The 12645-nt window shown below is 57.3% G+C and carries 13 protein-coding genes; 3 read left to right on the top strand and 10 right to left on the bottom strand.

The annotated features are described in order from the left end of the window. Positions 1 to 28: 28 nt before the first annotated feature. The gene (locus NLK58_RS04250) at positions 29 to 802 is read right to left on the bottom strand and encodes a hypothetical protein (protein WP_117617422.1); all 774 of its coding nucleotides are present in this window, start codon (positions 800 to 802) and stop codon (positions 29 to 31) included. Between the two features lie 238 nt (positions 803 to 1040). Between NLK58_RS04250 and NLK58_RS04245 the strand changes: the two genes are divergently transcribed. Continuing rightward, positions 1041 to 2051 (top strand): LysR family transcriptional regulator, encoded by a 1011-nt coding sequence (locus NLK58_RS04245; RefSeq protein ID WP_341582133.1) that lies wholly within the window; start codon positions 1041 to 1043, stop codon positions 2049 to 2051. Here NLK58_RS04245 and NLK58_RS04240 read toward each other — a convergent pair. The 8 genes from NLK58_RS04240 to NLK58_RS04205 all read right to left on the bottom strand — a co-directional run bounded on the left by NLK58_RS04240 (position 2040) and on the right by NLK58_RS04205 (position 9318). Then, positions 2040 to 3005: a GNAT family N-acetyltransferase gene (locus NLK58_RS04240; protein ID WP_341582132.1), complete on the bottom strand. Its 966-nt coding sequence runs from the start codon at positions 3003 to 3005 to the stop codon at positions 2040 to 2042. The genes NLK58_RS04245 and NLK58_RS04240 overlap by 12 nt on opposite strands. A 222-nt stretch (positions 3006 to 3227) precedes the next feature. Further along, on the bottom strand, positions 3228 to 4379 hold the full coding sequence (locus tag NLK58_RS04235; protein ID WP_341582131.1) for a cupin domain-containing protein: 1152 nt from the start codon (positions 4377 to 4379) through the stop codon (positions 3228 to 3230). Positions 4380 to 4395: 16 nt separating this feature from the next. Next, the gene (purB, locus tag NLK58_RS04230; RefSeq protein ID WP_341582130.1) at positions 4396 to 5763 is read right to left on the bottom strand and encodes an adenylosuccinate lyase; all 1368 of its coding nucleotides are present in this window, start codon (positions 5761 to 5763) and stop codon (positions 4396 to 4398) included. 89 nt (positions 5764 to 5852) lie between these two features. Next, positions 5853 to 6497, bottom strand: a complete 645-nt coding sequence (gene hflD, locus NLK58_RS04225; RefSeq protein ID WP_117617417.1) for a high frequency lysogenization protein HflD — start codon at positions 6495 to 6497, stop codon at positions 5853 to 5855. After that, positions 6494 to 7681, bottom strand: a complete 1188-nt coding sequence (gene mnmA / locus NLK58_RS04220; protein WP_341582129.1) for a tRNA 2-thiouridine(34) synthase MnmA — start codon at positions 7679 to 7681, stop codon at positions 6494 to 6496. The genes hflD and mnmA overlap by 4 nt, the downstream gene beginning before the upstream one ends. Before the next feature lie 44 nt (positions 7682 to 7725). After that, a complete protein-coding gene (locus NLK58_RS04215) occupies positions 7726 to 8181 on the bottom strand; it encodes an NUDIX hydrolase (protein WP_117617415.1) in 456 nt (151 codons plus the stop codon). After that, positions 8178 to 8816 (bottom strand): pseudouridine synthase, encoded by a 639-nt coding sequence (locus tag NLK58_RS04210; RefSeq protein WP_117617414.1) that lies wholly within the window; start codon positions 8814 to 8816, stop codon positions 8178 to 8180. Before NLK58_RS04210 ends, NLK58_RS04215 begins: the two co-directional genes overlap by 4 nt. 190 nt (positions 8817 to 9006) lie before the next feature. After that, a complete protein-coding gene (locus NLK58_RS04205) occupies positions 9007 to 9318 on the bottom strand; it encodes a cold shock domain-containing protein (RefSeq protein ID WP_117617413.1) in 312 nt (103 codons plus the stop codon). A gap of 317 nt (positions 9319 to 9635) precedes the next feature. On the opposite strand from NLK58_RS04205, the gene clpS reads away from it, so the two are divergent. Beyond that, positions 9636 to 9995 carry an ATP-dependent Clp protease adapter ClpS gene (clpS, locus tag NLK58_RS04200; protein WP_117620266.1) on the top strand — a complete coding sequence of 120 codons (360 nt, stop codon included), beginning with the start codon at positions 9636 to 9638 and terminating at the stop codon, positions 9993 to 9995. A gap of 18 nt (positions 9996 to 10013) precedes the next feature. Further along, positions 10014 to 12284, top strand: coding sequence for an ATP-dependent Clp protease ATP-binding subunit ClpA (gene clpA / locus NLK58_RS04195; RefSeq protein WP_341582128.1), 2271 nt, complete (start codon positions 10014 to 10016; stop codon positions 12282 to 12284). A 104-nt stretch (positions 12285 to 12388) separates the two neighbouring features. Here clpA and infA read toward each other — a convergent pair whose 3' ends face one another. Next, positions 12389 to 12607 carry a translation initiation factor IF-1 gene (gene infA / locus NLK58_RS04190; protein WP_014421226.1) on the bottom strand — a complete coding sequence of 73 codons (219 nt, stop codon included), beginning with the start codon at positions 12605 to 12607 and terminating at the stop codon, positions 12389 to 12391. Positions 12608 to 12645 lie beyond the last annotated feature (38 nt).

Here is a 12645-nt window from a genome sequence, read left to right as displayed (position 1 = left end):
GGACCTATTAACGACCCGGTCTGTGCCTTCAGTCGTCGTAGTCGGCTTTTTTCTTCCACTCATCATCGTGGAGGAAGGTGTCCCATTCCCGGTCCAGCTGGGACTGGGATTCATGGTACTGGCCATCCTTGCCTTCTGCGCTCATTGCCTCCAGTTCCTTGATACGTGTCCGGAAGCTCTTGACCGCTTTCATGGCAAGGGGATTGTCACGGGACTTGCCCATTTCGGTGCTGGCCAGGTGATAGGCGTGGATGGCTTTGCGAATCTGGTTCTGGCGGACATAATCCCGGGCCTGGAACACATGCAGGTCGGCGTGGGTCTTATGAACCAGAAACAGGACATACCTGAGGTTCTTCTTGGCAGTGCCAGCGTCAATCCGCCCGCTTTTATGCATCGCCTCAATCATTTTGAACAGATTCTGAAGCAATTCCTTGACGTAATTGGATTTTTCCGGGGAATCGATCTTTACCGGCACGGTGGTGTCACGTTTTTCCATGACCTGTTTTTTCAGATCGGTCGCCGAATCCTGCCACTGTTTAACCGGGAGGCCGGACTTAAGCCCCGCGAGTTCATTACACGCTTCTTCCATGCGTTTGATCAGCACGAGCTTAAGGTCTGCGGTCAGGTACTGACCGGGGATCTCCGAGAGCAGCCGAAAGGCGCGGTTGTACGCGTCCTCCTGTGCGGTGATTTTCCGGGCCCGCTCGATTCGGGCCCGCTCTCGCATCTGGCTGATCACAATAATGACAATCGAGACGGTAACGATGGCGGCCAGCACAAGGACAATCGTAGTGGTATCCATTTTGTCAGTAACGACTCCGGCTTCAGGATCAAAGGACGGCGGGAATGCAGGCCCGGCCTCAAAATACCGATATTATTCAGCAAGTATCCGAAAGACTAACAGAAATACGGCGTTGAATCCGTTTTCAAATGTGAAAGTTCGTATTGCACATTGATTACGTGAATTTTCCGTAGCATGTATATTGTCCCCGTGAATGAAGGTTCTTTTACCCCGTTATTATGGCGTTCCGGAGTTGTCTGTGGATATTTCCCGTGTTGATCTGAACCTGCTCGTTTATCTGGACGTGCTCTTGCGCGAGCGGAATGTAACCAAGGCAGCCAACCACCTGGGCATCACCCAGCCTGCCATGAGCAATGGGTTAAGGCGGTTGCGTGATCTGTTCAGCGATCCATTGCTGGTAAGAACCAGTGAAGGTATGACAGCCACGGAGCGCGCCCGGGAGCTTCAACCGCTGGTACGCGGGATCCTTTCAGATATCGAGCAGGCAGTGCAGGAAAAGACGCCGTTCTCGGCTCTCGAAAGCCAGCGGGTGTTCAGGATTATGGCCAGTGATTACGCCGAGTCCTGTTTGATGCCCCGCGTGCTCCGCCGCATTCGGCAAGAGGCGCCACAGGTGACGCTGGACGTCCTGACCCCGAGTGACGTCAGTTTTCTCGACGTCGAGCAGGGCAGGCTGGACATGGCCATTAACCGGTTCGACAAGATACCCCAGTCGTTCCACCAGAAAACTCTCTGGACCGAATATTTCGCCTGCCTGATGAATGCCCGTAATCCGCTGCTCAGGGAGCCGTTTACGCTCGATACCTACCTGGATGCCAGTCACATCTGGGTCAGTAAGACCGGCTTTGGCGTTGGCGTGGGTGTAAATCCCAAGGACGTCCAGCGCCTGGGCTGGGTTGACGAAGCCTTGTCCAGAATGGGGCGCAAGCGTCAGATTTCCGTCTTCACACGGCATTATCAGGTGGCAATGCTGCTCGCTGAGCAGCATGACCTGATTGCCACATTGCCCTCCCGTGCCGCCTGGCTTCAGAGGGACAATCCGAATCTTGTCGTCAAGGTGCCGCCGTTCGAGATTCCGCCCTTTGAGTTGAAAATGGCCTGGAGTCCGTTGCTGCAACACAATGCCGACCATCAGTGGCTGCGCAGGCTGATCGCTGAGGTTGCCAGTGAAGTGGATGCCGAATTTGCCCCGTTCGGCGCCCGATTTGAAGCGCCGGACGCGCCACAGGCTCATCACTCAGAGCGGTAATTCCCGCAATTCCAGGGAAGGGCGGGCGGCATCCCACATTCGCTGGAAACTCTCCGAGAGCAGTTTTACCCGGCCACCGTCCGAAAACCTGGCGAAACCCTCCGGCTTGTAGAAGTCATGCCGGTACACCACACCTTCCCGATCCGCCAGAATGAACGGCTGATCCTCCACCGGGTAATCTTCATTGACCAGGCGCAGTTCCATCCGACTGGGTAACCGGCGCATGAGCTCGACCAGTTTGTGGCGACGCTTCACCAGCGGTTTGTCGTCATGGATCAGCAGTCTGACCTCACTGAGCCGATGGCGACGGGCGAGGGCGGAGATCAGCTCCCGGAAACGATGGCGGTCGTACAGATCGTGTTCCAGCAGGCGGTCGTAAAGCCAGATTCGCTGACCAGCCTGGCCAACCACGGAATCCATCAGGCTGATCAGCCGGCTTTCACTATCAAATAGCCAGGACTCCGTGTCATTACCCAGAATCATCGGCTGGTCTTTGCCGGCAAGGGCCTCGGCCGCGAGATCCGGTGCCAGGCAACGCATATCAAAGTGAGGAATGCCGGCATCGTCGTAGACACCCGAGCAGACATGAAAGCCTGAACGCTGGTAGAAGGGGATAGCGTGTTCCTGGGCAGAGAGCCTGAGCTCTGAAAACCGTCCCGCGGATTCATTGATCAGGTGCCGCAGCAGTGCCTCACCAATACCCTGTCCGCGGTACTCCGGCGGTATCGCCATGCGACCAATGTGGCCGGTTTCTTCCAGGGCCGGGAACAGCCGGGCGACGCCGGCGGGCGTGTTGTCAGGCAACACCGCCAGGTAATGATCGGCAATTTCGTCGGTTTCATCCCACTCCAGCTCCGGAGGGACCTTTTGTTCGTCAATGAACACCTGCTGACGAATTTCCCGGATTGATGCTGGAGCGAGTTGCCAATCGTATTTTCTGAATCGGATATTCATGATGATGCCTGATAAGGCGAGCGGGTAAGCCCTGATAAAACCGTGCGGAGCCATGGGTGAAGTGCAAAGCACTTCACGGGAAAGCCATGGACGGCTTGCCCCGGACCTTTAGCGCGACGCAGGAGCGATAAGCGCTAAAGGGCGGAGCCGAGCGTACACGGATGTATTCACAGCGTGTTTTATCAGGGCTTACCCGCTCGCCGATACCTCGACCGCCTATGTTTACTCGAAATAGACAGAGCCCTGATTGTAGAGCGTGGTCAGAAGCCCAAGCAACGCTTCGTCGTCGGCAAATCCGGCCAGTGCCGCCATATCGATGCGGGCGGAGGAACATAGCAGCGGGGCCAGAGGCCGGGCCTCACCTTTTAGCAGGAATTGTTCGCCGTCCACGAACAGCGCGGTTTCGCTTTCAAAATCGTAATAGGCGAAGCGCGAGCCTTCATTCCAGCGCATCTGCTCGCCGGCCTGAATCGCTTCCGCAATATCCCCGGCATCGGCCGGTTCGTCGGCAGGGACTACGATGTCCATACTCTTCGGAGCCGTGGAATATTGACCAAACCAGAGAGTCAGTTGCCGGCGATCACCCAGTTTCTCCCGAATAACACCTTCCAGGCGGTCCACAACGTTGGGCCGGATAGTGCCCGGGTTATCCTGAACCTGCAGGTCCGGGTCGTTGAGATGCTCGGAGGTATCGGACTGGCTGGCCAGAAAGTCGGTGAACCCGGTAAGAATGTCGTCGATGGTCGGCGCCCGGAAACCCACTGACAGGGTGATGCAGTCGTCCTCGGCAATGCCATGGTGTCCGATGCCTGGCGGCAGGTACAGCATGTCACCGGGGGACAGGGTGACGGTTTCTTCTCCATCCCAGCTACTCAGAATCCGGAGCGGGGTGCCTTCCACTTGTGGAGAGGCGTGGTCGCAGTGGCCGCCAAAGGTCCAGCGCCGGTGCCCCTGGGCCTGAAGCAGAAAGACATCATACTGGTCATAGTGAGGGCCAACGCTGCCGCCCTTGGGGGCGTAACTGGCCATGATGTCATCCAGGCGCCAGTTGGGTATGAAACGGAAGTGCTCCAGCAGATCGGCAATGTCCGGCACCCAGTGGTCCAGGCCCTGAACCAGCAGGGTCCAGTCCTGCTCTGGTAAAGCGCTGAACCGGTCCGGAGAGAAGGGGCCGTTGTGGAGCTGCCAGGGTTTGCCATCGTCGTTTTCAATGACAATCCGGGACTCCACGCCTTCTTCGCAGGCGAGGCCCGCGAGCTCATCGGCACTGACCGGGCACCGGAAACCTGGAAATGCCTGACGGATGACAAGGGGCTTCTTCTGCCAGTAGTCCCGCAGAAATTCAGAGGGTGTCAGTCCGCCAAGCATGTCCATGGGCGTGCTCCCGGTTTCAGATGTTTTGTGCTTGATCAATGGCGTTGCCGATGTAACTGCCTGGTGTCAGCGCCATCAGTTCTGCCTTGGCTTGCTCCGGAATCTCAAGGGTCTCAACGAAATTCTTGATCACTTCCGGGGTCATTGCCTTGCCGCGGGTCAATGCCTTGAGCTTTTCATAGGGCTTTTCGATGTTGTAGCGGCGCATCACGGTCTGGATCGGCTCGGCGAGTACTTCCCAGGCGTGGTCAAGGTCGTCATCAAGACGGGCCGGGTTGATTTCGAGCTTGCCCAGCCCCTTGAGGCTGGCCTCATAGGCGATCAGGCTGTGGGCAAAGCCAACCCCCAGGTTGCGGAGAACTGTTGAATCAGTCAGGTCCCGCTGCCAGCGTGAAATGGGGAGCTTGGCAGAGAGGTGGCTGAACAGGGCATTGGCGATACCAAGGTTGCCTTCGGAGTTCTCGAAGTCGATCGGGTTGACTTTGTGGGGCATGGTGGAGGAGCCCACTTCGCCTTCCACGGTCTTCTGCTTGAAGTAACCCAGGGAAATGTAGCCCCAGATGTCCCGGTCCAGGTCGATCAGAATGGTGTTGAAACGGGCGACGGCATCGTACAGTTCGGCAATATAATCGTGTGGCTCGATCTGCGTGGTGTACGGGTTCCAGTCAAGGCCGAGAGCTTCGATGAATTCCCGGGCATTCAGCGCCCAGTCAATGTCGGGGTAGGCTGAAATATGGGCGTTGTAGTTGCCAACCGCGCCGTTGATCTTGCCCAGCAGCTCGGTTTCACGGATCTGTTTGACCTGCCGGCGTAACCGGTAGACCACATTGGCCAGCTCCTTGCCCACGGTTGTGGGTGAAGCGGTTTGCCCATGGGTACGGGAGAGCATCGGCTGGGATGCGTGATCGTGTGCCAGCTGTGCCAGCTTGTCGACAACCCGGTCCATGGCGGGCAGCATGCCGTGATCCAGACCCTCCCGAAGCATCAGCGCGTGGGACAGGTTATTGATGTCTTCCGAGGTGCAGGCAAAGTGGACAAACTCGGTCACCGCGTGCAGTTCCGGAACGCTGGCGATTTTCTCCTTGATGAAATACTCCACCGCTTTCACATCGTGATTGGTGGTGCGTTCGATTTCCTTGATACGCTCGGCGTCCTCCAGGCTGAATTCGCTCACGATGCGGTCGAGCACGGCATTGGCTTCAGTGGAAAAAGCAGGCACTTCGGTTACGCCGGGGTGAGCGGCCAGTTTCTGCAGCCACCGAATCTCGACGGTCACGCGGTTCCTGATCAGGCCATATTCACTGAAGATTTCACGGAAGACGCTGACTTTACTGCCATAGCGTCCATCGACCGGGGAAATGGCGGTCAGGGCGGTGAGTTCCATCGAAAACCTCTCAAGTCATCAAAGAATTGTGTCAAAAGAAAATCAGGGGGTGCCTATCATACACCAGCGCAGGCACTGAATCAGCGCTGTCAGTGGTACAGGGAGCGATTCGCTTCCTCGGCCAGTTCCCGGGCCAACAGGATGACCTTCTTGCGGGAAAAAATCAGTTGCCAGCGACGCCCGCCGGTCTGGCGCCAGAGCACCGCCGACCGTATACCCGCCAGCAGAAGAGCCCGAACCTTGGCGGCGTTCTCTTCCTGCTGCAGGACTGAGGGATTGCCGCTCACCTGGATGCGCATCCGGAAAGTGCTGATGGTATCGGCGTATACCGAGGCCAGGTTGCTGATCAGGTTGGGGTGGGTATAGCCGAAGTGGCTGGCGGTATGCCGCGCCTGGTCGATCCTGCTGCCGATGACGTCCAGCATGTCTGACCGGCGGTTCAGCCTGGATTCCAGGTGAACCAGGTTAAGGGCATAGCGAAGCACTTCGATATCCTGCTGCTTGCTCTGCTGGCTGAGCACGGAGGAAAGCGTTACCAGGCCCTCCCGGATATCCCGGAGTTCACCACCGTAAACGTCCAGGGTGTTCTCCGGATTCGTTGCAAACAGGGAGCGTATGGAGGTTTCCAGACTGGCCTGATTACACTGGCCGCTGTGGGCAATCTGCTGAACCAGGTTAGCGGCCTGGAAAACCCCGGCCAGGGCCAGGGTCTGGTCTTTCAGAGAGCGGCTCATACGGATTCTTCCTGAGTCCGGGAACCGGTCAGGCGGGCCGGCAGGGGCTCGCCATCACGCCAGGTTTCCTCAATGACACCACCGCCGAGACACACCTCGCCGTCGTAGAAGACAACCGATTGTCCCGGCGTGACCGCCCGTTGGGCATCCTCAAAATCGACCCGCAAGCCACCGTCAATGACAGAAACCTGACAGTCCTGATCCGGCTGCCGGTAGCGGGTCTTCGCCTTGCAGCGGAAGGACTCTGCGGGAGGCTGGCCGGCGACCCAGTCAATCGGACCGGATACCAGGCCCCGGGAGAACAGCAGGGGATGATGCTTGCCCTGAACGGCAATGAGCAGATTGCGACTGAGGTCCTTTTCCGCCACATACCAGGGCTCATCGCCAAATTCACTGAGGCCACCGATGCCGAGGCCCTGGCGCTGGCCAATGGTGTGGTACATCAGGCCCTGATGGCGCCCGATCTTCCGGCCATCCGGTGTTTCGATATCGCCGGGCTGGGCGGGCAGGTACTGTTTCAGAAAGTCCCGGAACTTGCGCTCACCAATAAAGCAGATGCCCGTGGAGTCTTTCTTGTCGTGGGTCACGAAGCCCTGCTGTTCGGCAATCCGGCGCACTTCCGGTTTCTCGAGTTCGCCCACGGGGAACAGGGTCCGTGCGATGCGGTCGCCTGAGACCGCGTGCAGGAAATAGCTCTGATCCTTGTTCGGATCCAGGCCTTTCAGCAGCTGGGCCTTGCCCTGGGAGCCGGCAATGGGGCGCTGGCGGGCGTAATGGCCGGTGGCAATATAGTCAGCACCCAGGGTGATGGCGTAGTCCAGAAAGGCGCGGAATTTGACTTCCTTGTTGCACAGAATGTCGGGGTTCGGGGTGCGGCCTGCCTGGTATTCCGACAGGAAATGCTCAAATACCCGATCCCAGTACTCGGCGGCGAAGCTGGCGGTATGCAGTTTGATGCCGATGGCATCGGCAACGGCCCGGGCGTCCGCCAGGTCGGTCATGGCGGTGCAGTATTCGGTGCCGTCATCCTCATCCCAGTTCTTCATGAACAGGCCTTCAACCTGATAACCCTGATCCTTGAGTAGCCAGGCGGCCACGGAAGAATCCACACCGCCGGACATGCCGACGACAACGCGGGTGTTGGTTGGGCTGGTTGAAGAATGAGCTTCAGATGCGTTGGTCATTACAGCGTTGCTACCGGTTAAAAAACCGCGAGTTTACCATTTTCCTAGTACGCCGTCTTTGAATCGACGACGACGTCCAGCGGGTATTGGCGGCCGTTTCGGTAATCTTCTATGCACCGCAGTACAAGCGGGCTGCGAAGTTTTTCGCCGAGGCCACGAATCTCGTCAAGGGTCAGCCAGTGGGCGGCAATGATGCCGTCGTCCAGATGGTCTGAAACCTTCGCCCCGGCTTGGGCGACGTAACAGAAGCGATAATAGGTAACGTCATTTGCCGGCGCCTTGTAGGTGTAGATGCCCAAAAAGTGTATCGGGTCAATCTCCCAGCCGGTTTCCTCCAGGGCTTCCCGGCGAACGGCATCGAGTATGGCCTCGTTTTCCTCGATATGGCCGGCGGGCTGGTTGAACACAACCTTGCCACCGCTGAACTCCTCCACCATGAGAAAACGTCCTGTCTGATCTTCAACAACAACCGCTACAGTGGCATGGGGTGTCCAGGTCATGACTTTCTGGTTCTCCGGGGTCGGGCCCCGGGTCCGGCACGACCGGGGCGGGATTTGGTGTTTGAGCTGGCCGGCAGGTTGACGGTGACTGTCCGGTGTTCACCGGATTTCAGGCCAGCCAGGGTCCAGTCGCCAATGCGGTAACGGATCAGTCGCAGCGTCGGGAAGCCGACCGCGGCAGTCATTCGCCGGACCTGCCGGTTCCTGCCTTCGGTAATGGTCAGCTCCAGCCAGCTGGTTGGAACGGTATCGCGGTGCCTTACAGAAGGTATCCGGGGCCAGATGGCCGGCGCGGGCATTCTTGTGGCTTTTGCCGGCCGGGTCAGGCCATCTTTCAGCTCAACGCCTTCCGCCAGACGTTTCAGGGCGTCGTCTGAAATCTCGCCTTCTACCTGCGCCCAATAGGTCTTGGGCATCTTGAGCGCCGGCGACGCAATCCGGTGCTGCAAGGCACCCTCGGATGTCAGCAGAAGCAGGCCCTCGGAATCATAATCCAGTCGACCGGCCGGATAGACGCCGGGAATTCGCAGGTAGTCCGCCAGCGTCGCGCGCGGCGAGTCGCCTCCAGCGGCACCATCGTCAGTAAACTGGCTCAGGACCTGAAAGGGTTTGTTGAAAAGAATGAGCTCAGCCATGCAATCGCACGTTTCCAGAAGTTGCAGAGTGCTTCAGAGAGAGTAGGGTACTTCAAAGGTAAGGAGTGACAAAGTCAGATTGCGGCGTCAAGTTTCAGCCGTTAGCAGGATCGTCAGGTTTTCAGAGAAAAAATAACACCTCCCACCAGCTTTCGCCGGTGGGGGTGTCAGGCTCCCGACGCCAGACAGGTCAGCCGTTTACTGCACGGGGCGGATAACCGTCCCGGCCGGATTCCTGTTGCCCCGATTCTTCTGCAGCGTCGCCTCCGGCACCTGTCTGGGCCTTGCTGGCGGGCTGCTCATCCGGAATGATGTTGACTGCGTGAATGCCCTTGTCGCCTGGCTTTTTATCAAAGGATACGGCCTGACCGGCTTTCAGGGTCTTGTAGCCGTCCATTTGGACCGATGAGAAGTGAGCAAACAGGTCGTCACTGCAACCATCCTCGATGATGAATCCGTACCCTTTGGCATTGTTGAACCACTTGACTTTGCCTCTTGGCATGATGAACTCCCCTGTTCTTTTGCTGTCACTGTTCTTATTCGTGGTGTTTGCCTTTCGGCCGTCGCACTTTCCGTCCGAATTACCGTCGGAATCGCGTTACACAAACGTTGCATGGATTTACATTATTTTACAATGCTATTTAACTTTCGACCAATCGTAGCGTCGAGTCAATAGTTTCTATGCCGGGAATGTGTGGTTGAACGCAGTCTGGAAGCGGTATCATGTTCGTATCAGTAAATATCCCACACGTCCTGCTTGAAAAGCTTGGGGCCGACATCCACATTTAGACAGGAGCACCGATAAACCGGTAAGCAATGATGCGGACTATCGAAAATTCTCTACTAGTATTAAATCAGGGGGAGGACGAACAGCCGGGGCGGCAGGATGGCCTCAGCGTTGCTCCCGAAAAGCCTGCTCTCAAGCGCCCGGCGCGATACAGGGTAGTGCTCCTGAACGACGATTACACACCCATGGATTTTGTGGTGGATGTGCTGATGACGTTCTTCGGAATGAACGAGGAAAAGGCGACGCAGGTGATGCTGCTCGTCCATACGCAGGGAAAAGCTGTATGCGGGGTATTTACCCGGGACATCGCGGAAACAAAGGCGGCACAGGTGAACCAGTATTCCTCGGAATGCGAACATCCGCTCCTTTGCGAGATTGAACGTGCGGACTGAAAGACGTTGGGGTGGCCCATGCTGAGCAAAGATCTGGAAATTACGCTGAACACGGCCTTCAAGAATGCCCGCGATAAGCGTCATGAGTTCATGACTGTGGAGCATTTGTTGCTGGCCCTGCTCGACAACGAATCGGCGGTGGGCGTTCTGAAGGCCTGTGGTGCAGACCTCAAGCGACTTCAGGAGGAACTGGTCGAGTTTGTTGACTCAACAACACCATTGATCCCGAGCAGCGACGGTGAGCGGGAGACCCAGCCCACGCTGGGTTTCCAGCGAGTGCTGCAACGGGCGGTGTTCCATGTGCAGTCCTCGGGCAAGAAAGAGGTAACCGGGGCCAATGTACTGGTCGCTATCTTCAGCGAGCAGGAAAGCCAGGCAGTTTATGTGCTCAAGAAACAGAGCATTGCCCGCATTGATGTGGTCAATTTCGTCTCTCATGGAATCTCCCGGGTTCAGGGCGCCGAAGATCAGGAAAGTCATGATCAGGCTTCCCATGATGAAGCCGGAGAGGAGGGTGGCCATTCCAAGCCACTGGAAAGTTACGCAACCAATCTCAATGAGCAGGCCCGCCAGGGCCGGATTGATCCACTCATCGGGCGCGAGCACGAGGTTGAGCGGGTGGTACAGATTCTGGTGCGCCGTCGCAAGAACAACCCGCTGCTGGTCGGTGAGGCCGGCGTAGGCAAGACCGCCATCGCTGAAGGGCTTGCCAAGCGAATCGTGGATGGTCAGGTACCCGACATCATTTCCGATGCCGTGGTCTACTCGCTGGATCTCGGTGCCTTGCTGGCGGGTACCAAGTATCGCGGTGATTTCGAGAAGCGCCTGAAAGGGCTGCTGGCGGAACTCAAGAAGGAGAGCCACGCGATTCTGTTTATCGACGAGATCCACACGATTATCGGTGCAGGTTCTGCATCCGGTGGCGTTATGGACGCTTCCAACCTGTTGAAGCCGATGCTGAGTTCCGGGGAGATCCGTTGCATCGGCTCCACCACGTTCCAGGAATTTCGTGGCATCTTCGAGAAGGACAGCGCGCTGGCCCGCCGCTTCCAGAAAATCGATGTCAACGAGCCCAGCGTTGAGGATACCTACCAGATCCTCAAGGGGCTGAAGCCGAACTTCGAGAAGCACCACGATCTCAAGTACACGGACAAGGCCTTGCAGGTTGCCGCGGAGTTGGCAGACCGGTACATCACCGATCGTCATCTGCCGGACAAGGCTATTGATGTGATTGATGAGGCGGGCGCCCGCCAGCGGTTGCAGCCGGAAGGCAAGCGCAAGAAGACCATCGACGTAACTGATATCGAGGATGTGGTAGCGAACATTGCCCGCATTCCGCCGAAGAATGTCTCCACCAGCGATAAGGACCTGCTTCGCAATATCGAGCGGGACCTCAAGATGGTGGTGTTTGGTCAGGATCCGGCCATCGAGTCCCTCTCTACTTCCATTAAGCTGGCCCGTGCCGGCCTGAAGGCGCCTGAGAAGCCGGAAGGTGCATTTCTGTTCGCGGGGCCGACAGGTGTCGGTAAAACTGAGGTCACCAAACAACTGGCCAAGGTTCTGGGAATCGAACTGCTGCGCTTCGACATGTCCGAGTACATGGAGCGCCATACTGTCTCAAGACTCATCGGTGCGCCGCCGGGCTATGTCGGATACGACCAGGGAGGCCTGCTGACGGAGTCTGTCACCAAGCACCCGCACTGCGTATTGTTGCTGGATGAAATCGAAAAGGCCCACCCGGAAGTCTTCAACCTGCTTCTGCAGGTCATGGACCACGGTACGCTGACTGATAACAACGGCCGCAAGGCGGACTTCCGCCACGTGATCCTGGTTATGACAACCAATGCCGGCGCAGAAAGCATGGCCCGTCGTTCGATTGGCTTCAGCGAACAGGACCACAGCACCGATGGCATGGAGATTATCAGCAAGACCTTCACGCCGGAGTTCCGCAACCGTCTGGACGGTATCATCCAGTTCGGCGACCTTCAGAAGGACACCATCACCCATGTGGTGGACAAGTTCCTGACCGAACTGCAGGCGCAGCTGGACGAGAAGCATGTTGTGTTGCATGTGGATGATGCTGCGAAATCCTGGCTGGCAGACAAAGGCTACGACGTCACCATGGGTGCCCGTCCGATGTCCCGTCTGATTCAGGACAAGATCAAGCGGCCGCTGGCTGAGCAGATCCTGTTCGGACGCCTGTCAAAGAAGGGTGGAGATGTGTACATCCATCTCCGTGACGATGAGCTGGTGTTTGAGTACGAGGACGAACCGGCGGAAGCCGTCTGAGGTGCTGACGTAAAGAAAAGCCGCTGTCCGGTTGCCCGGACAGCGGTTTTTATGACCTGACAAAAAAAAGCCCCCGAAGGGGCTTTTCAGATGTCACGTGAGCCTTAACGGGCGCGGTACACAATGCGGCCCTTGCTCAGGTCGTAGGGAGTCAGCTCAACCTTGACCTTGTCACCTGTCAGGATGCGGATATAGTTCTTGCGCATCTTGCCGGAGATGTGAGCTGTGACAACGTGACCGTTGCTCAGCTCAACGCGGAACATGGTGTTTGGAAGGGTGTCGATAATAACGCCTTCCATTTCAATGACATCTGATTTCGCCATTCAGTAGAAACCTCGTTTGGATATGCTTCTCGTGATTT

The organism is Marinobacter metalliresistant (genome assembly GCF_038098645.1).
Lineage (GTDB): Bacteria > Pseudomonadota > Gammaproteobacteria > Pseudomonadales > Oleiphilaceae > Marinobacter > Marinobacter metalliresistant.
This window is presented reverse-complemented; position numbering and strand designations above follow the sequence as displayed.